Annotated in this window: 22 protein-coding genes; 10 read left to right on the top strand and 12 right to left on the bottom strand. The window is 72.9% G+C overall.

Annotation, left to right across the window (positions count from 1 at the left end):
* The first annotated feature begins 48 nt into the window (after positions 1–48).
* Positions 49–1,083, top strand: a complete 1,035-nt coding sequence (locus ACH4PU_RS25975) for an alpha/beta hydrolase (protein WP_398276672.1) — start codon at positions 49–51, stop codon at positions 1,081–1,083.
* Position 1,084: 1 nt separating this feature from the next.
* Here the strand turns inward: ACH4PU_RS25975 and murJ are convergent, their stop codons facing one another.
* Complete coding sequence (gene murJ, locus ACH4PU_RS25970) at positions 1,085–2,764, bottom strand: murein biosynthesis integral membrane protein MurJ (protein WP_398276669.1); 1,680 nt, start codon at positions 2,762–2,764, stop codon at positions 1,085–1,087.
* An 86-nt stretch (positions 2,765–2,850) separates the two neighbouring features.
* Entirely contained in the window at positions 2,851–4,089 is a 1,239-nt protein-coding gene (locus tag ACH4PU_RS25965; protein WP_398276666.1) for an MFS transporter, read from the bottom strand.
* A 137-nt stretch (positions 4,090–4,226) separates the two neighbouring features.
* Between ACH4PU_RS25965 and ACH4PU_RS25960 the strand changes: the two genes are divergently transcribed.
* Positions 4,227–5,162, top strand: a complete 936-nt coding sequence (locus tag ACH4PU_RS25960; RefSeq protein WP_398276663.1) for a LysR family transcriptional regulator — start codon at positions 4,227–4,229, stop codon at positions 5,160–5,162.
* Between the two features lie 228 nt (positions 5,163–5,390).
* A complete protein-coding gene (locus ACH4PU_RS25955; RefSeq protein ID WP_398276660.1) occupies positions 5,391–5,780 on the top strand; it encodes a VOC family protein in 390 nt (129 codons plus the stop codon).
* Between the two features lie 67 nt (positions 5,781–5,847).
* Here ACH4PU_RS25955 and ACH4PU_RS25950 read toward each other — a convergent pair whose 3' ends face one another.
* Complete coding sequence (locus ACH4PU_RS25950; RefSeq protein ID WP_398276657.1) at positions 5,848–6,582, bottom strand: SDR family oxidoreductase; 735 nt, start codon at positions 6,580–6,582, stop codon at positions 5,848–5,850.
* A gap of 140 nt (positions 6,583–6,722) precedes the next feature.
* Between ACH4PU_RS25950 and ACH4PU_RS25945 the strand changes: the two genes are divergently transcribed.
* A complete protein-coding gene (locus ACH4PU_RS25945; RefSeq protein ID WP_398276654.1) occupies positions 6,723–7,316 on the top strand; it encodes a TetR/AcrR family transcriptional regulator in 594 nt (197 codons plus the stop codon).
* A gap of 209 nt (positions 7,317–7,525) precedes the next feature.
* Here ACH4PU_RS25945 and ACH4PU_RS25940 read toward each other — a convergent pair whose 3' ends face one another.
* From ACH4PU_RS25940 to ACH4PU_RS25925, 4 genes are all read right to left on the bottom strand, one after another.
* A complete protein-coding gene (locus tag ACH4PU_RS25940; RefSeq protein ID WP_398276651.1) occupies positions 7,526–7,879 on the bottom strand; it encodes a beta/gamma crystallin domain-containing protein in 354 nt (117 codons plus the stop codon).
* Between the two features lie 592 nt (positions 7,880–8,471).
* Positions 8,472–8,852, bottom strand: a complete 381-nt coding sequence (locus tag ACH4PU_RS25935; RefSeq protein WP_398276648.1) for a hypothetical protein — start codon at positions 8,850–8,852, stop codon at positions 8,472–8,474.
* Positions 8,853–9,045: 193 nt separating this feature from the next.
* Positions 9,046–9,876 (bottom strand): ammonia-dependent NAD(+) synthetase, encoded by an 831-nt coding sequence (nadE, locus tag ACH4PU_RS25930; RefSeq protein WP_398276645.1) that lies wholly within the window; start codon positions 9,874–9,876, stop codon positions 9,046–9,048.
* 129 nt (positions 9,877–10,005) lie between these two features.
* Positions 10,006–11,958, bottom strand: coding sequence for an HtaA domain-containing protein (locus ACH4PU_RS25925; RefSeq protein ID WP_398276642.1), 1,953 nt, complete (start codon positions 11,956–11,958; stop codon positions 10,006–10,008).
* Positions 11,959–12,589: 631 nt separating this feature from the next.
* On the opposite strand from ACH4PU_RS25925, the gene efeO reads away from it, so the two are divergent.
* From efeO to ACH4PU_RS25905, 4 genes are read left to right on the top strand one after another with little or no spacing between them, the layout of a single operon-like run.
* Entirely contained in the window at positions 12,590–13,726 is a 1,137-nt protein-coding gene (gene efeO / locus ACH4PU_RS25920) for an iron uptake system protein EfeO (protein ID WP_398276639.1), read from the top strand.
* A 15-nt stretch (positions 13,727–13,741) separates the two neighbouring features.
* Positions 13,742–15,190, top strand: coding sequence for an iron uptake transporter deferrochelatase/peroxidase subunit (gene efeB, locus ACH4PU_RS25915; protein WP_398276636.1), 1,449 nt, complete (start codon positions 13,742–13,744; stop codon positions 15,188–15,190).
* A gap of 27 nt (positions 15,191–15,217) precedes the next feature.
* Positions 15,218–16,264 carry an iron uptake transporter permease EfeU gene (gene efeU / locus ACH4PU_RS25910; protein WP_398276633.1) on the top strand — a complete coding sequence of 349 codons (1,047 nt, stop codon included), beginning with the start codon at positions 15,218–15,220 and terminating at the stop codon, positions 16,262–16,264.
* Positions 16,251–17,126, top strand: a complete 876-nt coding sequence (locus tag ACH4PU_RS25905) for a hypothetical protein (protein WP_398276630.1) — start codon at positions 16,251–16,253, stop codon at positions 17,124–17,126. The genes efeU and ACH4PU_RS25905 overlap by 14 nt, the downstream gene beginning before the upstream one ends.
* Positions 17,127–17,148: 22 nt before the next feature.
* Here ACH4PU_RS25905 and ACH4PU_RS25900 read toward each other — a convergent pair whose 3' ends face one another.
* Positions 17,149–17,880, bottom strand: a complete 732-nt coding sequence (locus ACH4PU_RS25900) for a bifunctional DNA primase/polymerase (protein WP_398276627.1) — start codon at positions 17,878–17,880, stop codon at positions 17,149–17,151.
* Positions 17,881–18,032: 152 nt separating this feature from the next.
* Positions 18,033–18,638, bottom strand: coding sequence for a TetR/AcrR family transcriptional regulator (locus ACH4PU_RS25895; protein ID WP_398276624.1), 606 nt, complete (start codon positions 18,636–18,638; stop codon positions 18,033–18,035).
* A gap of 148 nt (positions 18,639–18,786) precedes the next feature.
* On the opposite strand from ACH4PU_RS25895, the gene ACH4PU_RS25890 reads away from it, so the two are divergent.
* Together ACH4PU_RS25890 and ddaH are read left to right on the top strand one after the other, a co-directional pair.
* On the top strand, positions 18,787–18,963 hold the full coding sequence (locus ACH4PU_RS25890; protein ID WP_185940565.1) for a DUF6243 family protein: 177 nt from the start codon (positions 18,787–18,789) through the stop codon (positions 18,961–18,963).
* A 113-nt stretch (positions 18,964–19,076) separates the two neighbouring features.
* The gene (gene ddaH / locus ACH4PU_RS25885) at positions 19,077–19,901 is read left to right on the top strand and encodes a dimethylargininase (RefSeq protein ID WP_398276619.1); all 825 of its coding nucleotides are present in this window, start codon (positions 19,077–19,079) and stop codon (positions 19,899–19,901) included.
* Positions 19,902–20,271: 370 nt separating this feature from the next.
* Here the strand turns inward: ddaH and ACH4PU_RS25880 are convergent, their stop codons facing one another.
* The 3 genes from ACH4PU_RS25880 to ACH4PU_RS25870 form a co-directional block, all read right to left on the bottom strand.
* The gene (locus ACH4PU_RS25880) at positions 20,272–21,948 is read right to left on the bottom strand and encodes a TROVE domain-containing protein (RefSeq protein WP_398276616.1); all 1,677 of its coding nucleotides are present in this window, start codon (positions 21,946–21,948) and stop codon (positions 20,272–20,274) included.
* A gap of 355 nt (positions 21,949–22,303) precedes the next feature.
* Positions 22,304–23,341, bottom strand: a complete 1,038-nt coding sequence (locus ACH4PU_RS25875; protein ID WP_398276613.1) for a small ribosomal subunit Rsm22 family protein — start codon at positions 23,339–23,341, stop codon at positions 22,304–22,306.
* A gap of 612 nt (positions 23,342–23,953) precedes the next feature.
* Positions 23,954–25,342, bottom strand: coding sequence for a multidrug effflux MFS transporter (locus ACH4PU_RS25870; RefSeq protein ID WP_398276610.1), 1,389 nt, complete (start codon positions 25,340–25,342; stop codon positions 23,954–23,956).
* Between the last annotated feature and the right edge of the window lie 39 nt (positions 25,343–25,381).

The raw sequence follows: 25,381 nt of genomic DNA, 5'->3' as shown, positions 1-25,381 counted from the left end.
TCCGTCCCCACCACCCCGTACCGCGTCCTGCCCGAAGGCCGGGACGCCGTGAGCGACCGCCGGGAACCGCCGGAGCCCGGCGCCGTCCCCCTCGACCCCGAACTCGCCGCGGTCCTGGCGTCTTTGGGCGAGGCGGCGAGGGAGCCGGTCACCCCGGAGAACCTCGCGGCCCGGCAGGCGCGGGATGCCGCCACCCGCCCGCGGCCGACGGTCGAGGACCTCCGCGCGGGCGGCCTCTTCGAGGTGGCGGAGCTGTCCGTGCCGGGGCCACCGGGCGGCCCGGACGTCACGCTGGTGAGCGCGCGGCCGTCGTCCGCCCCGGCCGGGCCCCTGCCGCTCCTCTACTACCTGCACGGCGGCGGGCTGATCGCGGGCAACGCGTGGTCCGTCCTCCCCCGCGTCCTCCGGGACTGGGCGCTCCCGCTGGGGCTGGCGGTCGTCTCGGCCGAGTACCGGCTGGCGCCCGGGGCGCGGTACCCGGAACCGCTGGAGGACTGCTACGCCGGGCTGGCCTGGGCGGCCGGGCACGCGGACGAACTGGGCGTCGCCCCGGACCGGATCGTCGTCGGGGGGAAGAGCGCCGGCGGCGGGCTCGCCGCGGCCCTCGCCCTGCTGGCCCGCGACCGCGGCGGTCCCCGGCCGCTGGGCCAGCTCCTGCTGTGCCCGATGCTGGACGACCGCGCGGCCACCTTCTCCAGCCGCCACCTGTCCGTCCCGGGGGCCCTGGACCGTACCTCCGACGCCACGTCGTGGCGGGCCTACCTGGGCGACCGCCACGGCACCGCGGACGTCCCGCCGTACGCGGCCCCCGCCCGCGCCACGGACCTCTCCGGCCTGCCGCCGGCCTATATCGACGTCGGATCGGCCGAGATGTTCCGCGACGAGTGCGTGGCCTACGCGAACGCGCTCTGGCAGGCCGGCGGCCGGGCCGAACTCCACGTCTGGCCCGGCGCGTACCACGGCTTCGACACCATGGCCCCGGCGGCGGCCCTCAGCCGCACCGCCCGTACCGCCCGCACCGACTGGCTCGGGCGGCTCCTCGCCCGCTCCACCCCGCGAGCCGGCCGACCGGGTGGCGAGTGAGTCAGCCCAGCCCCGGCAGTCCGCGCAGTTCCCCGACGCGCAGGAGCCGCGCGAAGAGGAGGAACAGCAGCGCCATCGCGATGCCGCCCGTGACCAGCACGACGGCCGGTGTCCAGGTGTCCGGTGCCGGCCCGTCGGCGCAGAGACGGGCGACGAGCCGGCCGGCGATCCCGGCACCGGCGGCGGCCGCGGCCAGCTTGGCGTAGGTGCGGCAGATCCGCCGGCCGTCGAGGAGCCCCTCGGTGCGCCGCCTGAGCCGCAGGGCCGTGAGCAGCAGACCGACGCCGTACGACAGGGCGTAGGCGGCGGCCATCCCGGTGACCGCCCACCGGGGGGACAGCAGCAGGTGGCAGGCCACGGCCAGGGCGATGTTGACGCCGCTGATCCACAGCGCCATGCGGAAGGGTGTGCGCGTGTCCTCGAAGGCGTAGAAGCCGCGCAACAGGAGGTACTGCGCGGAGAACGGGATCAGTCCCAGGCCGAAGGCCTGCAGCATGTGCCCCAGGGGGACGGTCGTCGCGGCGTCGGCGGCCCCGTGGGCGAACAGCAGCCGCGCCAGCTGCGGTCCGAAGACGACGAAGAAGAACGCCGCCGGGACGATGACGACCCCGCTGGCCCGTAGCGCGCGGGAGAGCTGGGAACGCAGGTCGTCCAGGCGGTGCTCGGTGGCCGCCCGGCTCATGCGCGGAAGGAGCGCGGTGACGAGGGAGACCGTGACGATCGACTGGGGCAGCGTCCATATCTGCTGGGCGTAGCTGTAGGCGGTGTAGCCGACACCGTCGTAGGGCAGGGCGGTGTCCGCGGCGGAGGCCAGGCGGGTGACCACCGTGCTCGCCGCCAGGTTGGCCAGGACGAACAGCAGCGTCCACCGCGCCGCGCTCACGCTCTTGCGCAGGCCGGCGCCCCGCCAGTCGAAGCGCGGCCGGAACCGGAAGCCGGCGGCGCGGGCGTACGGGATCAGGGCCAGGGCTTGCAGGGCCAAGGCGACGGTGGTCCCGATCCCGAGCAGTCTCACCTCGGCACCGGTGATGTCCGAGATCCCTTCCGGGGCGGTCAGCATGCCGAGGTACAGCCCGAACATCGTGATGAGCACGAGGTTGTTGAGCACCGGGGTCCACATCATCGCCCCGAACCGGTGACGGGCGTTGAGGACCTGCCCGAAGATGCTGAACACGCCGTAGAAGAAGATCTGCGGGAGCAGGAACCGGGCGAAGGTGACGGTGAGTTCGAACGCGTCGTGTGTGGCGGGGGTGTCCTGCTGGTAGATGCCGATGATCGCGGGAGCGGCCCAGGTGGCCAGTGCGCTGCCGACGCCCAGAACGCACAACACGAGGGTGACCAGGCGTTGTTCGAACGCGGCGCCGCCGTCGGCGTCCTCCGCGCGGGCCCGGACCAGCTGGGGTACCAGGACGGAGTTCAGCGCGCCGCCGATCAACAGGAAGTACAGGCTGGTCGGCACCGTGTTGGCCTGGTTGTAGGTGGTGGCGAGCAGCCCGGCGCCCAGCGCGGCGGCCTGCAGCACCTGCCGTATCAGTCCGGTGGCGCGCGAGACCATCGTTCCGGCCGCCATCAGTGCGGACGAACGGGCCACGCCTCCCTGGCCTCCGGCCCTCTTCGGCGCGGCGTGCCTCCGCCGCGGGAGTGATCGCTCCGGCCGCTCGGTCGGCGTCTTCTCTGTCATGGCGACAATCTACGATTGTCCTTTGCCGGGGCTGACGTTGGCCGCGCGCTGGGTCGACCGGCCGCCTTCGAACCGGCCCTGAGCGGCTACGCGACCGCTTCCGGCGCGGGCCGGGGCGGCGTCCGGTCGCGGCGCGGAAGCAGGAGCGGTGTGGCCAGGATGAGCAGGCCGGCGACCGTCAGGGCCGTGCGCGGGCCGGTGGTGTCGGCGAGGAGGCCGCCGAGTGCGGTGCAGAGGGCGATGGACGTCTGCTGGCCGATCGACCAGGCCGTCAGGGTGCGGGCGACGAGGTGCTTGGGGGTGTGTTCGAGCCGGTAGGTGGCGAGCACCGGGGTGTAGAGGCTCATGTTGATGATGATCGCCAGCTCGACGGCGATGACGGTGACGAGGCCGACGACGCCAGGGCGGACGAAGGCGAGGCCGATCAGCCAGACGGCGCGCAGGGTGCCGACGGTCCGGAAGACCGCGGGCCGGCCGAAACGGGCCACGACGCGGCGGGCCAGCCGGGAACCGATGAGGCCGCCGAGGCAGGGGAGGGCGAAGGCGAGGCCGTACTGCCAGGGCGGGAACTCCAGCCGGCGGAGGAGGAGTACGGCCAGCAGCGGCTCGGTGGCCATGATCAGGCCGGAGACGAGGATCTGGTTGAGGTAGAGGGCCCGCAGGGTGGGGTCGCCGAGGATGTGCCGCCAGCCGTCGAGCAACCCGCCCGCCCGGACCGGGCTTTGGCCGGCCCGTCGCGGGTCCTCCTCCCGGCCGCGGATCGCGGCGATGCCCAGCGCGGAGAGCAGGTAGCTCAGCGCGTCGGCCACTACGGTCACGACCGGCCCGAACAGGCCGATCGCCGCCCCGCCCAGCGGCGGCCCGACCGCGATGGAGCTCCAGTTCGTGGACTCGAAGCGGGCGTTGGCCACGAGCAGGTCGTCCGGCGGGACGAGGGCCTTGAGGAAGGCACCGCCGGCCGCGTTGGACGCGATCTTCGCCGCTGCCACCACGGCCGAGACCACGAGCAGTTGGACGAAGCCGAGCAGCCCGAAGGCGTAGGCGGCCGGGATCGTCGCCATGGCCGTGAACCGGACCAGATCCGTCGCGATCATGACCGGGCGCTTGCGCCGGAACTCCACCCACGGCGCGAGCGGCAGCGCGATCAGCGCACCCACCGCGGGCCCGACGGCGGACAGCGCCGACACCTCCGCGGGGCCGGCGTGCAACACCAGTACGGCGATCAGCGGCAACGCCCCGAACCCCAGCCCGGACCCGTACGCGCTCACCGCGTACGCCGCCCAGAGCCGGCCGAAATCCCGGCCCAGACGTCTCCTGCCCACCATGCTCAGCACCCTCCCGTCACGGCCACCACTACAAACCGACGTTGTCGGGAACAGCCAAGCGAGCGGTACAGCGGCAGGTCAAACAACCATCTCCCCCAGTCACCACAACCTTCCGTTGTTCACTACGCTCGGCCCGCATGGACCTCGAAGCCGTACGCACCTTCGCCGCCGTCGTGGAAGCGGGCCAGTTCCAGAAGGCCGCCGCCGACCTGTCGATCACCCAGCAGGCCGTCTCCAAACGCATCGCCGCGCTGGAGCGCGACCTCGGCGTACGGCTGTTCACCCGCACGCCGCGCGGCACCGAGCCGACCATCGACGGGCAGGCGTTCCTGCCCCACGCGCGCGACCTGCTGCGCGTCGCCGAACGCGCGGCCGCCTCCGTGCGCACCGGCCGCCGCCCCCTCCGCGTCGACGTGATCAACTCGCGCGGCGCGGCGTCGGGCCTGATGCGCGACTTCCACCGCGCGCACCCCGGGACCGAACTCGACGTGGTGATGCTGCTCGACATCGAGACGGCCGTCACCGCCCTCCGCTCCGGCGCGATCGACGCGACGTTCCGCGCCGTCGCCGCGCCCGGCCGGCCCTTCCCCGAGGACATCGCGTCCGTCCGCATCCTCGACGAGCCGCTGGAGCTCCTCACCGGCCCGGCCCACGCGCTGGCGGACGCCCGCTCGGTGAGCGTCGCGCGGCTCGCCGGGCACCGGATCTGGATGCCGGGCATCGTCCCCGGCAGCGAGTGGGCCGCCTACTACGACGACCTCGTCGCCGAGTTCGGCCTCACCATCGAGGCGACCGGCCCCAACTTCGGCTCCGACGCGCTCCTGGACACCGTCGCCGACACCCCGGCCCTGGCCACCTTCATGGGCGGCCACACCCGCCTCGTCTGGCCCGCCGGCCACGGCCTGCGCCGCATCCCGGTCACCGACCCCACGCCCGTCTACCCCCACTCGCTCCTCTGGCACCGCGACAACCCCCACCCGGCCCTGCCCGCCCTCCGCGCCCACCTCGCCACCACGGCACCCGGCCACGACGCGGCGGGGACGTGGCGGCCGGGCTGGGTGCTGCCGCGGTGAACGGCGCCGCGGCCGTCCCGCCCGCACACACCGCGGTTCGGTCGACGGCGGCATCCTCCGGTCGGCGGCCGGCCCCGTGCCGATCGGGTCGGCCGCACACCCGGTACCGGAGACATCGCCCGAGCGGCCGGGCGGCCGGACGGCGTCCATACTGGACACCGTCCGCGGCCACCCGCCGGTTTGCCGGGGCGACCGGCCGTGGTCCCCCTCCGCGCCCGGGAGCACGTCATGAGGATCCACCTGACCAGCGTCTTCGTCGACGACCAGGAGAAGGCCCACCGCTTCTACACCGACGTGCTGGGGTTCGTGACGAAGCACGACGTGCCGGTCGGGGGGACGGACCGGTGGCTGACCGTCGTCTCGCCGGAGAACCCCGACGGGACCGAGCTCCTGCTCGAACCGTCCGGGCACCCCGCGGTGAAGCCCTACAAGGAGGCACTGGTCGCGGACGGCATCCCGGCCATCGCCTTCGCGGTGGACGACGTCCGCACCGAGTTCGAGCGGCTGCGCGGGCTGGGGGTGCGGTTCACCCAGGAGCCGGTGGAGATGGGGCCGGAGGTGACGGCGGTGCTGGACGACACCTGCGGCAACCTGATCCAGATCGCCCAGTCGGCGTAGGCGGCGGGCCTCGCCCCGGGGAGGCTCGGTCCTGCGGGCTCAGTCCTGTGTGGTCGGCCCCGCCGGGTCAGTCCTGCGCGGTCGGCCGTACGACGATGTCTCCGACGTCGACGCCGTCCGGCTGCTCGACGGCGAACGCGATGGCGCGGGCCACCGCGTCCGGCGGGAGGGCGGCCTCGGCCATGCGGTCGGCGATCCGGGCCCGTACCTCCGGATCCATGCGCTCCGTGAACTCCGTACGGACCATGCCCGGTGACACGACGGTGACGCGCAGCCTGTCGCCGGCCTCCTGGCGCAGGCCCTCCGCGATCGTACGGACGGCGTTCTTGGTGCCGGCGTACACCGACTGGAGCGGGACGACGCGCAGTCCGGCGGTGGACACGGTGTTGACGAAGTGCCCGCGGCCCTGGGCGCGGAAGACCGGCAGGGCGGCGGCGATGCCGTACAGGACGCCCTTGAGGTTGACGTCGATCATCTCCTCCCAGTCCTCCACGCGGAGTTCGTCGAGGGGGGAGATCAGGCCGACCCCGGCGTTGGCGACGAGGACGTCGAGCCGGCCGTAGCGTTCGCACGCCAGCCCGACGAGGCCCGACAGGTCCGCGCGCCGCGTAACGTCCGTACGTATCCAGGCGGCTTCGCCGCCGGCCGCCTCGATGCGGCCGGCCACGGCCGCGAGGCGCTCGGTGCGGCGTGCCCCGAGGACGACCTTCGCACCGCGTTCGGCGAGCAGCAGCGCGGTGGCCTCGCCGATGCCGCTTCCGGCGCCCGTGATCGCCACGACTTTGCCTTCGATTCCCGACATGGTCGGCGGTCCTCCCGGAGGGTGGGCAGGGGCAGGGCGGAGACATGGCCTACGGTGAAAGCGGAGGCGCCGCCGGTTCACTCGAACAGTAAGCGGAGGCGCCGCCACTTGCAATGAGGGCCGAGGAAGGGCGAGCGCTGATGACCCGAGAGACGGAACGCCCGCTGCGGGCCGACGCGCGGCGCAACCGGGAGCGGATCCTGGCCGCCGCGGTACGCGTCTTCGGCGAGGAAGGGCTGAACGCGCACTTCGAACGCATCGCCCGGGAGGCGGGCGTGGGCACCGGCACCCTCTACCGCAACTTCCCCACCCGGGAGGCGCTGGTCGAGGCGGCCTACCGCGACGAGGTCGCCCGGCTCTGCGACGCCGTTCCCGGCCTGCTGGCGGCGCTGCCGCCACGGGAGGCGCTGCGCGCGTGGATGCACCGCTTCCTCGACTACGCCACCGCCAAGCTCGGCATGGCCGACGCTCTCCGGGCGCTCGTCGACACGGGAACCAACCCCTATGCCGAGAGCCGCGACCTGATCCGGGCGGCCCTCGCCGCCCTCATGGAGGCGGCCGCCGGCGCCGGAGCGATCCGGTCCGACATCGGCCCGGACGACATGTTCGCCGCCCTCGCCGGCATCGCCCTCACCTCGGCCGCACCGGAGCGGCGCGAGCAGGCCGAACGCCTCCTCGACCTCGTCCTGGACGGCCTGACACGAGCGCCGCGCCCGGCGGCAGCCGACTCGTGAAAGCCTCCACGAAAACCGACCCGTAAACGCAGCCGATGCCGGCCATGGCCCATAAGGGCATGGCCGGCATCAGGGCGGTCCGAGGCGTGCGGATCACCTGTCACCGCGAGACGGGGGAAACCCGCTGGACTCCGGGAAAAACGGCGGCAATGGCCGGAAGCGCGCGTCCCACGAGAACCGTGGTCCCGGGCCGCCGCCCCACCGCTGCGTCAAAGGATTTCGATGGAGTTGACCTTGGGCGGGCGGTTCGGGAAGGTGATTTCGTGCCAGCGCTCGATTTTCACCGAGTCGCCGTTGGCGTCGTAGTAGATCAGGTCGTTGTTGCCGGTGGATATCTTGTCGACCCACCACCCGCCGAAGTCGGTCCTCCCGCGGTTCGCGTAGCAGTCGACGCTCTGACGTCCGCCGCTGTGTGACCAGATCTTCAGGAAGGGCTCCCCGCCACGGCAGGGGATGTGGTCGATGGCGTAGGCGTTGCCGGCCGGGACGACCACGGTGAACGCGGCGGCGGCCGCGAAGGCCACGGCGACGGAAGTCGCGGTCTTTTTCGCTTTCGACAGCACTGACTGAGTCTCCTTCTTCGAATGACGAAACGGGAGTTCATTCCGCGACCGCTATGGGTCGCGCTGTGATTCGTGCGTCGTGCGTCACGCATCGCGCCAGGACGAGAACTTTCGCGGCGACTTCGATTACGGAAGGCCGCCACACCCTCTCGTCTCGCGCTTGCATAACGACGGTCTCCCGTAACCGCTGCACATAGCAACCGTTGATTGCTCAACTGACTGGAACACCCCCCTCCGGTGTCCGGATCGCAACCCCCTGGGGCAGTTGACCGGGATGGTCCTCGTGCGGTGACCGCCCCACGACAGGCGAACGGGAGAGAGCCGCGGGGCGGCAGGACCCGGGCCACCTTCCGCCGGCCGGCGGGCCGAGGCCGACGGGCCGTGCGAACTGATCCACGCCCGGCTCACAATCGCCCGCGTCGAGGACCGCGAGAGGGCCGTGAGGCCGGTGGCCGAGGCCCTGCGCCCTCCGGGGTCCGGAGGGCGGGACCGGTCGTCGCCGCGCCGGTGCGGGCGGCGGTGTGAGGTAAGCGGTCTCGGCGTCCGGTCCGCCGGCCGGCGGACCGGACCCGCAGGGGGCCGCCGCCCCGCGCTACTTCAGCAAGGAGTTGACGGTGCTCGACAGGCCGGAAGTGGCGGACTGCCCCGTGCTGTTCGCCGTGCCCTTGGCGCTCGACACCGCCCCGGGCTCGGACGTCGGCGCCGGGGGCGACTGCGCGGCGGACGACTTCACCGGCGTCATCGACGGGCCGCCGGACGCCTTGGGGTCGTACCGGTAGGTGTCGGTCACCTTGTGCTCCTGGGTCAGGCTGCCCGGCGCCGGCGACACCACCAGCACCGGGTACTCGTCGTCGGTGTGGTGGCGATGGTGGTGGTGGTCGTCGGCCGACGCGGCGGGTGCCAGACCCAGCACCGCCGTTCCGACGGCGGCGGCCACCACCGTGACCATGAGACGACTGCGCAGCGATGCCATGACGTTCACTCCCACTTTCGTTGAAGGAACACATCTGCCGTCGGCACACGGGTAACACCCGTACCAGCAGCGGGAATCCACCAGAGCATCGCATTCCCGTGCCGCCCGGCACAGGTGCCAGTGGCGCGCGGAACAGCGCCCTGCGCCTTGTCGCTTCGTAGGAACAATCCGTGGCGGCCGGTGCGGCGTTTCCTCAGGGGGCGATGGGGAGTTGGCGCTTGTGGTCGGTGAGGCGGTAGCGGCGGACGATCGTCTCGAAGGCCCGCTCCTCGACCGGCTTGCCCTCGAGGAAGTCGTCGATGTCGTCGTACGTGACACCGAGCGCGTCCTCGTCGGCCTTGCCCGGGTCGAGGGTCTCCAGGTCGGCCGTGGGGGTCTTCCACACCAGCTCGGCGGGCGCGCCCAGGGCGTCGGCGACGGCGCGCACCCGGCGCTTGGTGAGGCCGGTCAGCGGGACGAGGTCGGCGGCGCCGTCGCCGTACTTGGTGAAGAAGCCGGAGACCGCCTCGGCGGCGTGGTCGGTACCGACGACCAGGCCCTCGTGCGCGCCGGCCACGGCGTACTGGGCGATCATGCGCTGCCGCGCCTTGATGTTGCCGTGCACGAAGTCCTGGTGGTGGGCGTCGCGGAAGCGGGTGCCGCCGGCGAGCGCGGCCTCCAGCACGGCGTCGCTGGCGGGCTTGACGTCCACAGTCAGCACGTGGTCGGCGCGGATGAAGGAGAGGGCGAGCTGGGCGTCGTGCTCGTCGGCCTGGACACCGTAGGGCAGCCGCATCGCGTAGAAGTGCGCCTCGTGGCCGGTGGCGCGGGCCCGCTCGACCGCGAGCTGGCAGAGCCGGCCGGCGGTGGTGGAGTCGACGCCTCCGCTGATGCCGAGGACGAGGGAGCGCAGGCCGGTGGAGGTCAGCCGCTCGGCGAGGAAGGCCACCCGGCGCTCGATCTCCCGCTCGGCGTCGAAGTCCTCGGCGACCTGGAGTTCCCGGGCTATCTCCTGCTGCAGGGCGATGGACGCCGGCTCGCTCACGTCTGCTCCTTGGTGCGTGCGGTTCGCGTGGTGCTGTCCCGCCACCCTACCGAGTGGGGGTACGGGAGCCCTGCCCCCGCCGCCGGGTGGCGGTGGGGGCAGGGCTCTGCGCAGGCGAGCCGCCGGAGATCAGCCGGTCAGCTTCGCCGACTTGCGACGCGCGGTCCAGACCGCCGCCCCGCCCGCGAGGACGAGCGCCGCGGCGCTGCCGACCAGGGGGCCGGTGGGGGTGTCGTTACCGGTGTGGGCGAGGGAGTCATCCGTGCCGGTGCCCGTACCGGTACCTGTGCCCGTACCGGTACCCGACGAGTTCCCGGTGCCGCTCGTGCCGGTGCCGTCGGTGTTCGTGCCGGTCGAGTCGTCGTCGAGCTTGGCGTCCTTGTTGACCGCGATCTTCGCGGTCACCGGGTCGAGGCCGTCACCCTTGTTGAGCGTGACACCCGAGATGGCGAGGGCCTTCTTCCCATCCTCGGTGAGGGCGGCCTGCGCCATGTTGAGCGTGACGACGCCGTTGGTGGCCGCGAGGGAGTCCGAGTACAGGGTGAGGTCCGCCAGCGCGACATCCCCTTCGAACGCGGACTTCCCGTCCACCCTCTTGCTCACGTGGGCCAGCAGTTGCTTCTTGGTTCCGTCGATCCTGAGCTTGGAGAGAGTGAGGTCGACCTCCGAACCCTTCTGTTTCTGGTTGGCGAGGAAGCGCACCGATCCCTGGAAGGACGCGTCGGTCAGCTGGGACTTCGCCGCGTCGTACTTCCCCGTCGCCTTCGTGAAGCGGAAGCCGGAATCCCGCTGCTCCGCACCGCCCGAGACCTCGATCTTCCCGTTGGCCATGACGGCGCTGCGGAACGCCTGCGAGACGCCCCAGTCCAGGCGGCCGTCGTAGACCGTGGAGTCCGCGGCCAGTTGCTTCGGCTGTCCGGTGCTGCCGGTGGTCCCCGGCGTCTCCGAGCTCCCGGTGCTGCCCGTCGTCCCGGGGGACGGGGAGGAACCGCCGGTCTCCTCGGTGCCGCCCTTCGGGTCGCCCGTCGGGACGAGCGACTCCTCCTCCGGGCCCGTGACCTTGCCGTCGTCGACGCCCTCAGGCTTGGGCTCGGAGGACGGGGTCTCCTTCGGAGCGGGGGTCCCCTTCGCGCCGGACGTCTTCTCCGGCTCGGGGGTCTTCTTCGTGTCGGAGGTCTTCTTCGTGTCGGAGGTCTGCTTCGGCTCGGAGGGCTCCTTCGGCTTCGGGTCGGGCGTGGGCTTCTTGCTGGGTATCGGGGCGGGCTCGTGGTCGTCCGGGAGCGGGAGCGGAGCGCCCTGCTTCGCCGAGAGGGAGAGGCCGTCGAGGGATGCCCCGGCCTTGTAGACGGAGTGCTTCTTGTAGGTGAGCGCCTTGGCGCCGTCGGCCGTCAGGGTCGCGGGGACCTTGGCGAGTGCCGGGACGTCGTTCTTGGCGCCGGCCTTGTCGTCGTTCCCGGCCTGCTCCTTGCTGCCGTCCTTGGCGTCCTTGGCGTTCTTGTCGGCCTTCTTGTCGCTCTTCTCGGCCCTGTCCGCCTTATCCGCCTCGCCGTCCTCCCCCGCCGGCTCCGCCTTCGCCAGGTCGAGCGTGGCGAGGGTGACGTCGTCGCGGGTCTTGCCGGACGTCGTGACGTCGGCGGTGACGCGGCCCTTCTCTCCCTCGCCGGTCACCTTGAGGTCGCTGAACTTGATGTCCAGCTCCCAGTGCTTCTTCTTCCCCTCCCCCTTGGCGTGGCCCAGGAAGCGGACGCTGCCCTTGAAAGCGGTGGTGAAGGAGTGCTTCTCGCGGTCGTAGGTGCCCTTGCCGCCGGAGAAGGTGAAGGCACCGTTGCCGTCCGCCTGTTCGGCGCCGTCGGCGACGCGGATGGTGCCGTCGGCCTCCTTGCCCGTGACGTACTGGCGGAACGATTCCTTGATGCCCCAGGTGAGGGTGGCGTCCTTGAGCTGGAACCCGGTCGGCTGCTTGGCCGCCGCGTCCGGCTCCTCACCGGCGGCTCGGGCGGGCAGGGTGAGCACGGTGGCCCCGAGGGCGATCGCCGTGGCGACGGCGGCGGTGAACGCCGTCCGTCTCTGGGTTACGGCCATGTGTCAACTCTCCTTAGGGGTAGTGCGGCCGGTGCCTGCCGGCACATGAAAGGTAGTCAGTCGAATGGATGCGCGGAAAGCGGAAAAGGGTCCCTCGCACGGCACATGAGTCATCACACGAGACGTCAGCCGCGCCGCGGGCACCACCGGACGGCCGCCCCGCCCCTGTCCGAGGTGGCCGGATTCGCCCCCTATCCGCCCCTCGGCCCCCGGCGCCCGGCGGAGCCGGCCCGCCCGGACACGGACCCCGACATGGACCCCGGCGCGGATACCGGCGCGCGCATCGGCTCACGTCCGGGCGCCGCACCCTGACCACAGCGACTCCCCCGGGCCCCCGCGAAAGAAAGCGCGACGCGGGACAGGAGGGATGGCGACCGGCCGCCCCGATCGCGTCGGCTCCCCGCCGTAACAGCAGTGGCCCGACGGACTCAAGTGATCAAGCTGCCGAATGGGGCGAGATTTTGCCGCATGAGAGCAGGATCACGTGCACTTTGGGGAACGACTCAGGCAAGCCTCAGATAAGTTAGGTCGGCCTTATTAGAGGTGCTTTTTCAGCCACACCTCCTCCCCTTGTGACGGAGATGTGATGAAAAGGCAGGTTTTCCGACTTCCGAGCACGCCTGGAGCCCGTATGCGAGCCCTCCGCTCCTCCGCTGTCACCGTCGTCGCCGCGGCGGCGGCCCTGGCCGTCGTGTCCGGCTGCGCAGAGAAGTCGGACGCCGGTGACGCCGACGCGATCCGCGTGACCGCCTCCGACGACAAGTGCGAGGTCTCGAAGACCTCGTTCCCCGCCGGCGACGTGAAGATCAACATTCAGAACAAGGGCTCCAAGATCACCGAGGTGTACGTCTACGCCGCGGACGACCGGATCGTCACCGAGCGCGAGAACATCGGCCCGGGCACCAAGACCGAGATCACCGCGACGGTCAAGAAGGCCGGTGACTACGAGATCGCCTGCAAGCCCGGGATGAAGGGCGACGGCATCCGGCAGAAGATCACCGTCACCGGCGGCGACGGCAAGCAGAAGAAGACCGACCCGGCGCTCGACAAGGCCGTCGCGGAGTACCGCAAGTACGTCCAGGAGCAGGCCGACGCGACCCTTCCGCTCGCGCAGAAGTTCGTCGACGCCGTCAAGGCGGGCGACCTCGACGCGGCGAAGAAGGCGTACGCCCCGTCGCGCCTCGGCTGGGAGCGGACCGAGCCCGTCGCCGAGTCCTTCGGTGACATCGACCCCAAGGTCGACGTCCGCGAGGACGGCCTGGAGAAGGGCCAGAAGTGGACCGGCTGGCACAAGCTGGAGAAGTCGCTCTGGGACGGCAAGAAGATCACTGACGAGGACAAGGCCCTCGCCGACCAGCTGATGAAGGACCTCCAGGACTGGCAGAAGCGCGTCGGCACCGCCGAGATCACGCCGACCAGCATGGCGAACGGCGCCAAGGAACTCCTCGACGAGGTCTACCGGAACAAGATCACCGGTGAGGAGGAGCGCTACAGCCACACCGACCTGATCGACTTCGAGGGCAACGTGCAGGGGGCCGAGAAGGCGTACGAGCTGCTGAAGCCGGTCGCCGGCAAGCAGGACGCGGCGCTCGTCCAGGAACTGGACAAGCAGTTCGCGGCGGTGAAGAAGGCCCTCGACGACTACCGCGAAGGGGACTCGTTCAAGTCCTACGACACGGTCGGCAAGGACGACCGCAAGAAGCTGTCCGACGTCGTCAACGCCCTCTCCGAGCCGCTGTCCAAGCTCGCCGGCGCCGTAGTGAAGTAACCGGGGATACGTGCGATGAGCGACGCGATGAACGACAAGAACGAGACGAACGAGATGACTTCCGGCGATCGGGCCGCGGAGCCCGCGGAAGCGAAGACCGAAGCGAACGCCGAGCCCAAGACCGAAGCGAAGGCCGAACCCAAGGCCGAAGCGAACGCCGAGCCCAAGGCTGAAGCGAAGACCGAGGCCAAGGCGGAAGCCGGCGCATCCGGAAAAGGCGCCTCCCGCGCCCCCTCGCGTCGCGCCCTCCTCGGCTGGGGCGGCGCCGGCCTCGCGCTCGGTGCCGCCGCGGCCGGCGGCACGGCCGCAGCCCTGCGGCTGGGCGACGACGACAAGTCGCCGGCCGCCGCCGAGGGCGAGGCCGTGCCCTTCTACGGCCCCCACCAGGCCGGCATCGCCACGCCCGTCCAGGACCGGCTGCACTTCGCCGCCTTCGACGTGCGCACGGACGACCGCGAGCAGTTGATCAAACTGCTGAAGGAGTGGACGGCCGCCGCCGCCCGGATGACCGCCGGTCACGAGGTCGGCGAGGGCGCCATCAGCGAGAACGACGAGCTGCCGCCGGACGACACCGGCGAGGCGCTGGGTCTCAAGCCGTCCCGGCTGACGCTCACCTTCGGCGTCGGGCCCACCCTGTTCGAGAAGGACGGCAAGGACCGCTTCGGCCTCAAGGGCCGCCGCCCCAAGGCCCTGATCGACCTGCCGCCGTTCCCCGGCGACAACCTGGACCCGGCCCGCAGCGGCGGCGACCTGTGCGTCCAGGCGTGCGCGGACGACCCGCAGGTCGCGGTGCACGCGATCCGCAACCTGGCCCGCATCGGCATGGGCCGGGTCGCGATCCGCTGGTCGCAGCTCGGCTTCGGCAAGACCTCGTCGACGACCCCCGACGCCATGACGCCGCGCAACATGATGGGCTTCAAGGACGGCACCCGGAACATCGCGGGCACCGAGACCGACCGGCTCGACAAGTTCGTGTGGGTGGGCGAGAAGGACGCCGACGGCTGGATGGCCGGCGGCTCGTACCTCGTCGCCCGCCGCATCCGCATGCACATCGAGACCTGGGACCGCACCTCCCTGAAGGAGCAGGAGGACGTCTTCGGCCGCGACAAGGCCGAGGGCGCGCCGCAGGGCAAGCGGCGGGAGCGCGAGGAGCCCAACCTCCGGGTGCTCAAGCCCAACGCGCACGTCCGCCTCGCCCACCCCGACACCAACGCGGGGGCGACGATCCTGCGCCGCGGCTACTCCTTCACGGACGGCACCGACGGCCTGGGCCGGCTCGACGCCGGACTGTTCTTCATCGCCTACCAGCGCGACGTCCGGGACGGCTTCGTGCCGATCCAGACCCGGCTGTCGCGTTCGGACGCCCTCAACGAGTACATCCAGCACGTGGGTTCGGCCGTCTTCGCCGTCCCGCCGGGCGTCCGCGACAAGGACGACTGGTGGGGCCGGACGCTGTTCGGCTGACGGCCCCGCACACTAAGGAGGCGCCGCGTGTTCGGCAACTACCTGATCGGCCTGCGCGAGGGGCTGGAGGCCAGCCTGGTCGTCTGCATCCTCGTCGCCTACCTGGTCAAGAGCGGCCGCAGGGACGCCCTGCGGCCGGTCTGGCTCGGCATCACCGCGGCCGTGCTGCTCAGCATGAGCTTCGGCGCCGTGCTCCAGTACGGCTCGCAGACCATGACGTTCGAGGCGCAGGAGACGCTGGGCGGCTCGCTGTCCGTCATCGCCGTGGGCCTGGTGACGTGGATGGTCTTCTGGATGCGGCGCACCGCGCGGCACCTGAAGAAGGAGCTGCACGGCAAGCTGGACGCGGCGCTGGCGATGGGCACCACCGCGCTGGTGGTGACGGCGTTCCTGGCCGTGGGCCGGGAGGGCCTGGAGACCGCGCTGTTCATCTGGACGGCGGTGCAGGCCACCGACGACGGCGTACGGCCGCTGGTCGGCGCGCTGCTCGGGCTGCTCACGGCGGTGCTGCTGGGCTGGCTGTTCTACCGGGGCGCCCTGAAGATCAACCTGGCGAAGTTCTTCACCTGGACCGGCGGGATGCTGATCGTGGTGGCGGCGGGCGTGCTCGCGTACGGCTTCCACGACCTCCAGGAGGCCGACGTCCTGCCGGGGCTGGGCTCCAAGGCGTTCGACATCAGTGAGCAGGTGCCGGTCGACAGCTGGTACGGGACGCTGCTGAAGGGCGTCTTCAACTTCCAGCCGGACCCGACGAAGCTCCAGGTGTGGGTGTGGGCGCTGTACCTGGTCCCGACCCTGGTGCTGTTCTTCCGCCCCGGTCGCACCGGTAAGGTGGCGCCGTCCCGGGCAGCCACCGCTGCCAGCGCAGCCACCGAGGAGTCCAAGGCCGATGCGACGTCGGACGCCCCCGCGTCTTCCGCGCCCGCCGCGTCGTCTGCCGCGCCTTCCGCGCCGTCCGCCGTGGCCGGTGCCGTCCCGGGTGCTCCCGCTGCTCCTGCTGCCGGCGCTGCTGGCGACCGGGTGCGTGACGGTGCACGGCGAGCGGGAGATCATCCCGGCGGTGGACAAGGCTGAGGCCGCCAAGGCCCTCGGCGACTTCACCGCCGGCTACACCAAGGCGTACCGCGCCCTCGACCCGGCCCTCGTGGACCGGGTCGAGACCGGCGCCCTCGCCGAGATCGGGCGCGCCGACGTGACCGCGCAGCGCAAGCTGCTGCCCAAGGGCAACCCGGGCTATCCGGCGCTGGAACTGCGCGACGCCCGATTCGCCATCCCCAAGTCGGCGGGCTGGCCCAAGTTCTTCGTCGCCGACACCCTCAGCAACCGGGACCGGAACCGGTGGCTGGTGGTGTTCACGCGCGACAGCGCCAAGGACCCGTGGAAGGCCGCCTACCTGACGCTGCACGCGCCGGGCACGGTCCCGGCGTTCCGGACGGACGGGGACGGCTGGGCGGAGGCCGTTCCGGTACGGGCCGGGGAGCCGTCCGGGCTGGCGCTGGACCCCGACGCGGTCAGCGGCGCGTACACCGGCTTCCTGCGCACCGGCAAGGGCGACGTCTTCGCCCCCGACCTCGCCACCACCCAGCTCCGGGCCGACCGCGCCAAGCTCGCGCGGACGCCCACCTTCTGGACCGACTGGATCGACACCCCCGAACAGGGGCCCGGCTTCCCCGCGCTCGCCCTGCGCACCACGGACGGCGGCGCCGTCGTGTTCTTCACCGCCCACCACCGCGAGAAGCGGACCATGGCCAGGGGCGTCCGTCCCGCCGTCACCGAGCAGCGGACGCAGTCCCTGCTGACGGGGCGGCTGTCGACGGCGATCACGTACACGCGGGTGTCGGAGTCGGCGGTGCGGGTGCCGGCGAAGGGCGCGGCGGCGCCCCGGGTGCGGTTCCTGAACCGGATCGAGTCGCTGATCGCGGCGAAGGGCGAGTAAGAGGACCCGGAGGACGGCGTCCTCAGCGGCCGATCGGCCAGGCGGCGTGGTGCTCGTGGTCGGGCCGGTCGCCCGCGTACTGGGCGCACGCGTCCGTCAGCGTCTCCAGCAGCGTCAGCGGGTCCGGCAGCGGCCGTTCGGGACCCAGCAGCCAGGCCACGTACGCGTCGTCGCCGGGGAGGCGGGAGGGCGGCAGGAGGACGTAGCTGCCGCGGCAGTGCCAGCGCAGGCCGGGGTGTTCGTCGAGGGTCTCGGGGTGGCAGTCGAGCTCGCAGGGCCACCACTCGTCCTCGTCGTCCGGGGTGCCGCGGGTGGCGGTGAAGAAGAGCATGCGGTCGGGGGCGACGGTGGCGACGGGCCCGACCTCGACGCCTGCGGCCGTGAGCCGGTCCAGCGCCTTGCGGCCGGCCTCGGCGGGGACGTCCAGGACGTCGTGGGCCATGCCGGTGGCGGTGACGAAGTTGGCCTCGGGCTGGGCCCGGAGCCATTTGGTGACCTTCTCCGGGTCGGTGGTGGCGAGGGTCTGCCAGGCGAAGGAGACGGGATGCCGGCCCGGGGTGGGACAGCCGATGCGTTCGCACGAACACCCGTAGCCGGAGGGGTGGGCGGCCGGGGCCAGGGGGAACCCGGCGGCGGCCGCGGCCAGGAGCAGTTCCTCGCGGGCGGCGCCGGTGGCCGCCCCCGCACCCGTATCGCCGCCCGCTCCGCTCCTGGGGCGGCGCAGCCACTGGGAGAATCTGCTCTTGCGTTCCATCTATCCCCTCACTTCGACCGCGGTCTCCGGTCAATGCTGCCACCATCCTGCGCCCGGCGTGACCGTCGGGCGCATCCGAGGGTGTGACACGGACCGCTCCGGCGGCCGGGCGGGAGCGCCGGGGGTCTTCGGCGGGGGCCCGGCTACCGGGTTCAGCGCGGGGTGAGTCCCCGCAGGGTGATCTCGACGACGCTGTCGGCGTAGGCGTGGGTGAGGGGCTGGGTGCGCAGCATCCAGCGGTGGGCGAGCGGGCCGACGAGCAGTTCCAGGGCGATGCGCGGGTCCACGTCCGGGTCGGCCTGCCCGGCCTCCTGGGCGGCGCGCAGCCGGGTGACGTACAGCTGGAGCTGAGGTTCGAGCACCGCCCTGGTGAACTGGGCGCAGAGGTCCGGGTTGGCGATGCTCTCGGCGGCGAGGGCGCGTGAAGGGGCGTCGTAGCGCGGACTGTTGAGCTCGTCGACGGTGGCGCGGAGGACGAGCTTGAGGTCGGCCTCCAGGTCGCCGGTGTCGGGGAGCTCGTGGTGCCCTTCGGCGGCCTCCTCTCCGAGGGCGACGAAGGCGTCGAGGAGGACGGCGGCCTTGGAGGGCCACCAGCGGTAGATCGTCTGCTTGCCCACGCCGGCCCGGGCGGCGATGGCCTCGATGGTGAGCCGCTGGTAGCCGGTCTCGCCGGTGAGTTCGAGGGCGGCTTCCAGGATCGCGCGACGGGAACGCTCGCTGCGGCGGTTGGCGTCGGGCGGGGTCTTGGTAGTGGCCATGAGGGCAGGGTAGCGGCTCGATGAGGCGAGACGTTTCGTCTCGTTGGGGGTTGACGGAGCGGGGTGGCGCATGGCGTAATACTCAAGTCATCGCGAGACGAGACGTCTCGTCTCAAGCACATGCGAGACACCGACGGAAGGAGCCCCCATGACCCGGGGAAACGGCAGGATGCTCGGCGTGGGCGGGACCCGCAGCAACCTCTCGCGCAAGGCGCTGCGCGGCAACGCGTCCGGCGGGGCCGGCCGGGGCGCCGACCCGCTCGCACAGAAGCGGGAACTGCTCCGCGCGTTGCGGGAAGGAAGGAGCGGTACCACCGGGGCGTGACGGGCCGTGCGTAAACCACCCGTACGGTTCATGCGCGAACAGCGCCCAGCGTGGACGATTTGGGCACGTACGCTCGCCGCGTACGTGCCCAACACCACCGTGAGGAGCGCGACTTGCGTACCGCAGCACCACGGGCGGCGAGCCCCCGCCGTTATCTGATGTGCCCGCCCGCCCACTTCAAGGTCACCTACTCGATCAATCCGTGGATGGACCCGGCCAAGCCGGTCGATCTGCCGCTCGCCCTCACGCAGTGGGAAACCCTCCGCGACCGCTACCGCGCCCTCGGCCACACCGTGGAGGAGCTCGAACCCCGCCCGGAACTGCCCGACATGGTGTACGCGGCGAACGGCGCCACCGTCGTCGACGGCCGCGTCCTCGGCGCCCGCTTCGCCCACCCGCAGCGCGCCGCCGAGGCCGCCGTGCACGTGGAGTGGTTCCGGTCGCACGGCTACGAGGTGGTCCGCGAACCCGAGCACATCAACGAGGGCGAGGGCGACTTCGCCGTCACCGACTCCTGGCTGCTCGCCGGCCGGGGCTTCCGCAGCAGCCCGCTGTCGCACCCCGAGGCACAGGAGTTCTTCGGCCGCCCCGTCATCGGCCTGGACCTGATCGACCCCCGCTACTACCACCTCGACACGGCCCTGTGCGTCCTCGACGCGGCCGGCGACGAGATCATGTACTACCCCGGCGCCTTCTCCCCCGGCAGCCGGGCCGTCCTGGAACGCCTCTTCCCCGACGCGCTCGTCGCCGACGCGGAGGACGCGGCGGCGCTCGGCCTCAACGCGGTCAGCGACGGCCGCCACGTCCTCCTCCCCCAGGCGGCCGTCGGCCTCTTCGGCCCCCTGCGGGAACGCGGCTTCGAGCCGATCGGGATGGACCTGGGCGAGCTGCTGAAGGGGGGCGGCAGCGTGAAGTGCTGCACGCAGGAACTGCGTTGACGCGTTGACCTGTGCTCCCGGACGATCCGGGACGCCCGGGCGCGGCGGCCGGACCGGGCGCCGGCCCGGGCGGCCCGGTGGGGGTACGGGCACGGGGCCGCCCGGGTGCGCGGACCGCCCGGAGCGCCGGGCGGGCGCCGACGGCCGGGTGGCCTTGCCGGGTGGCCTTGCCGGGTGACGCGCCGGTGCGGGCGGCGACGAGCGACGGACGGACGGCGGTGAACTCCGCCCACGCCAGGGACCCTGCCGCCCCGCGCAACCGGCCGGCGGACGCCCCCCCCGGCCGCTCCGGGCCGCGCGTCCACCGGGAACGTCGGTCGGTTCGTGCCGCCGCGGCATGCACGGCTCCTCCCCCGGAACGGCAGCCGGTTCACCGCCCGGCGGGAGCCGGTCCACCGCCCGGCGGGACCGGATCGGTGGCAGCCCACGGCCAGGCCGCCTCCCTCCCGGCCTCGATGAGGCCGACCATGCGGAACGCCGCGTCCGTGAGGCCGCCGAAGGTGTGGCGGTGGGGGCCGGTGGGCCCGTGGGCGGGCTGGTAGCCCGCCAGGTTCCAGGTGTAGACCGGGACGTCGGCCGGCACCGCTTCGGCCGGCCCGTCGGGGCCGTAGGGGGTGTACGGGCCGACGGTCTGCTCGTCGGTGACGATCAGGACGCGGTCGTGGCCCCGGTAGTGGGCCCGCACGGCCTTCGCGGTGTGGGTGCCGCCGAGCCGGTGGAACCGTTCCAGCACCCGGAGCACCGGCTCGCCCGGCGTGAACGGCACCTCTCCGCTGCCCCAGCCGAACTCCACCAGGTCCGCGTGTTCGGAGCGCAGGGCCAGGGCGGTGCCGAACACGGCCGCCGCGTCCGCCCGCGTCAGCCCGGACCGCTCGGAGAGGGTGTCCCAGAACATGGAGTCCGACCGGTCCACCAGGACCAGCGTCCGGCCGGGCAGGGACGGGACGTTGGCCAGGGAGTGGCCCAGCGCCCGTTCCAGCGCGGCCGCCCAGCGCGGCGACCGCGCGTGGCGGTGGGCGGCCAGGTAGCGGAAGGGGAACTGCCGGGACCGGGCGACCTCGTCGGCGTCCGAGAGCCGTTCCGCGACCCGGGCGGCGACGTCGTCCGAGACCCCCGCCTCGTCGAAGTTCCGCAGGTTCCGCAGGAGGGCCATCGGCCCCATGGAGGGGATCACCGCTTCCCAGACGGCGGCGTCCAGCGGTCCGCCGAGCCAGCCCGCCAGCGCCTCCCACGTCATGCCCGCCGCGGCGAGCCGCTCGGCGCCGCCCGGCCCGGTCACCAGCGCCCGGCGCTCGTCCGCCGCCGTCTCCATCAGCGCGCGACGGGAGGTCAGCAGCCGGTCGGAGGCCGGCGGAACCGCCTGCTCCGGGTGGTGGCGGCGGTCCAGGGCGTACCGGAAGAGGGCGCCCTGCCAGGGTTTGTCCGGATCGGGCGACGCGTGCACCAGGTTGAGGACGTCGCCGAAGCGGAAACCCTTGGACGCGGTGTCGTACTTGAGCAGGGACCGGGACGTGTACAGCCGGCGGACGGCGTCCGCGACGCCCCGCTTCACGGGCTGCGGCACGTTCCGGCCGTACGCCGCGATCCAGTGGGCGAGCAGTGCGCCGGGCTCGTCGGCGCGGCGCAGCACCGAGTCGATCACGGACCGGTTGGACGGGCCCCCGGACGTCCCGCCCGACGATCCGGCTGCGAGGCGGGCCCGTACGTACGCGGCGGCGCCGACCAGGGACGCGGTCCGCAGGTTGCCCTCGGCGCGGAGCCAGCGCAGCAGGCCGGCCGTCCACTCGGGGTCCCGGACGGCGAGCTCGCCGACGAGGCGGGCGTAGCGGTCGTCCCGCTCCTCGCCGCTCTCGTAAAAGGTGCGCTGGGAGACGAAGTTGGCGACCGCGAGGAGGAAGAGCTCCTCGCGGGGCTCCCGGACGAAGGCCGGCCCGCCCTCGTAGGTGCGCGGGCCGGGTACGGCGGGGACGTGGTACGTCCGCGACGAGAACGGGGACGGGGGCTGAGAGCGGGCGGCCGCCGCCGCGATGTGCGGGGCCACGAGCATCTCGGACCACGTTTTGGAGACGCGCGGGGTGTGACGAGGCAGTGAATCCCCCCGGATTCAAAGGATTCCAAGGATGGAGCGGCCCCCGGCCGTACGGCCCAGGGGGCGGAGAGGCGTACGCGCCCGCGCCCGCCGAGATCAAAGGAGGCGGCGGCGTCACTTGGTTTTCGGAAGGAAGTAGCCGCCGCCGAGCGCATCGGGGGCGCGGTCGCGGAGCCAACGTACAAGGGCCGCCGGGCCGCGCACCAGCGAATATTCGCGGCGTGCGGCGTGAGGCGTGGAGTGCGCGGCGTGGGGCGTGGGGTGCGCGGCGTGGGGCATGGGGTGCGCGGCGTGGGGCGTGGGGCGTGGGGCGTCAGTCCTCGCCGTCCTCCGGCGGCCACGCGTCGCCCCAGTCCGCGTCGCGCGCGGCGCGGTAGAGGCCACCGTGGCGCTTGGTGACCGTCTCGCGGCGCAGCCCCTCGTCGCGGGTGCACAGTTCCAGGAGGACCTGGCCCTTGCGGATCTGCGGGCGGCGTACGACGCGGGCGCGCGCGGCGGGGAGGCCGTCCGTGCCGTCTGTGCCGTCGGCGGTCCGCACGGCCGCGACGTAGGAGAACTTCTCGTCCTCGTACGCCAGCGAACCGCCCTTGACCTGCCGGTGCAGGGAGGAGCGGCTGACGCGGGCGGAGAAGTGGCACCAGTCCGTGCCCGGCTCTATCGGGCAGGCGGCGCTGTGCGGGCAGGGGGCGACGACCTCGAAACCCGCCGCGATCAGCCGGTCGCGGGCCTCGATCACCCGGCGGTAGCCCTCGGGGGTGCCCGGTTCGACGATCACGGCGGCGCGGGCGCGGGCGGCCTGGTCGACGACGGACCGCCGGGCGTCGTCGGTGAGTTCGCCGAGGACGTAGGAGACGGTGACGAGGTCGGTGCCCTCGGGGACCGCCGGGCCGCCGCCGATGACCTGCCGCTGCCAGCGCGCGGCGCGCAGCGCGGGCGAGGCGGCGGCGCCGGCGAGTTCGGCGCCGAGGGCGAGGGCGGGTTCCGCCCAGTCCAGGACGGTGGTCGTCCGCTCGCCCTCCGGCCAGGCAGCCGCGACGGCCCAGGTCGCCGCGCCCGTACCGCCGCCGAGATCCACGTGCGAGCCGGGCGACCACTCGGGCAGCCGGTCCCGGAACGCCTCCAGCGCGTGCCGGACGGCCTCGAAGGTCGCGGGCATGCGGTAGGCGGCGTAGGCGGCGACGTCGGAACGGTCGCGCAGGACCGGCGCGTCGGTCGGGGTCCGCCCCCGGTAGTTGGCGATCAGCCGCTCGACGGCCCGGGCGGCCTGCCGGGGCGGCAGACCGTCGAGCAGTCCGGCGAGCGCGGCGCGGAGGTTCTCGCCGGTCGGCGGCGTGTTCTCGGGGGCGTGCATTGGGTGGATTTTACGGGGTGGGAGCGGGGTGGGCGCCGCTTGCCCGTCCCGCGGGCGGCGTGACGAGCGCAGGCCGCCGCGCGACGGCACGGCCTGTCGGGCCACGCGGCGGGCGTGGCGCGGGCGGGCATCACGCGAGCGGCACGGCGCCCGGCGTGATCGTGGCCGGGTCTCGGGCGCGCGCCTGGTGTCCGTTGTCCGCTCGGAGCGGTCGTGGCCGCTCTCCAGGCCACCCTCCTGGCCGCTCTCCAGGCCGCCCTTTGGCCGCTCTCCAGGTAGGTCGGGCGCCGGCCCGAGTGACGGCGCCCGAGGCGGGGCCTGCATGTCCCGCTGCCGGCATCGCCGCCGTGCCCGCCGTGCCGGGCCGACCGCTGCGGACGTGGCGGAGGGGGGCAGCTGTCCACCGTCCTGCGGGCCTGCGGGCCTGCGGGCCTGCGGGCCTGCGGGCCTGCGGGCCTGCGGCGATCGTGCATACCGGCACGGCTCCTGTACCCCCTGCGCCCGCGCAGTGCGCCGCCCGCGGACGCGCCGGCGCCGCGGACGTCCCCCGGGCGCCGCCGCCGAGGAACCCTCGCCCCCGGCGTACCGCACGGCCGACCCGCGCGGGCCGGGCTACTCCGCGGCCTCCGCACCCGTCGCGCGCGTGCGGCCCTCGGGGCTCTCGCCCGCCGAGCCCGCCGAGGTCGCCGAGGTCGCCGAGGCCGACGAATCCGCCGACCCCGCGCCGCCGCGCCGCCCGCACAGCAGGACGAAGCTGAGCACCGCCGCGACGGCGCAGCCGAGCTGGACGGTGGCCATCGGGACGGCCGTGTGCTCGCCCGCGATGCCGACGAGCGGGGAGGCGATGGCGCCGAGCAGGTAGGTGGAGGTGCCCAGCAGGGCGGAGGCGGAGCCGGCCGCGTTGCCGGAGCGCATCAGGGCCTGGGCGTTGGTGTTGGGCATGGCCAGGCCCATGGCGGCCATCAGGACGAACAGGCCGGCGGCGACCGGGGCCAGGCCCGGCTCGCCGAGGACGCCCGTCGTCAGCACCAGCAGGGCCGCCGCGGCCAGGGTGATCACGGCGAGGCCCCAGCCGAGGGCCTTGTCCAGGCTGACGCGGCCGACCAGCACCTTGCCGTTGATCTGGCCGACGAGGACGAGGCCGACGGAGTTGAGGCCGAACAGCAGGCTGAACGTCTGCGGCGAGGCGCCGTAGATGTCCTGGACGACGAACGGCGACGCCGAGATGTAGGAGAAGAGAGCGGCGAAGGCGAAGCCGCCGGAGAGCATGTAGCCGGTGAAGGCGCGGTCGGCGAGCAGGCCGCGCATCGCGCGCAGCGTCTCGCCGAGGCCGCCGGACTGGCGGCGGCCGGGCGGCAGGGTCTCGTCGAGGTAGCGGTACACGAGGAACGTCAGGGCGAGACCGACGCCGGTGAGCACCACGAAGACGCCGCGCCAGTCCGTGAACCGCAGCAGCTGGCCGCCGATGAGCGGCGCGACGACCGGGGCCACGCCCGAGATCAGCATCAGGGTGGAGAAGAAACGGGCCATGGCCACGCCGTCGTACAGATCGCGCACCACGGCGCGCGCGATCACGATGCCCGCCGCCCCGGCCAACCCCTGGACCAGGCGGAACGCGATGAGCAGGGCGGCGTTGGGGGCGACCGCGCAGAGGACGGTGGCGACGACGTAGAGCGCCATGCCGACGAGCAGCGGCCGTCGGCGGCCCCACTTGTCGCTCATCGGGCCGACGACGAGCTGCCCCAGCGCCATGCCCATGAGGCAGCCGGTGAGGGTGAGCTGCACGGTGGCCGCGGGACTTCTCAGGGAATCCGTCACCTCGGGAAGTGCCGGGAGGTACATGTCCATGGACAGCGGGGCCACGGCCGTGAGCCCGCCCAGGGCGAGGGTGACGAACAGCCGGTTCCGGCGGCCGGGCGGCGTCCCGGCCGACGAGGATATGTGCTGGTCGGACGCGGTGTCCCCGGGTGTGGCGACCGCGGCGGGTGCGGGCTCCTTCATGCATTACTCCATGGCTCGTACAGGTATCCGTCCATCGTG

It is taken from the genome of Streptomyces sp. NPDC021100 (genome assembly GCF_044333095.1).
Classification (GTDB): domain Bacteria; phylum Actinomycetota; class Actinomycetes; order Streptomycetales; family Streptomycetaceae; genus Streptomyces.
Note: the sequence above shows the minus strand (reverse complement) of the source record. Positions and strands in the feature narration are given on the sequence as shown.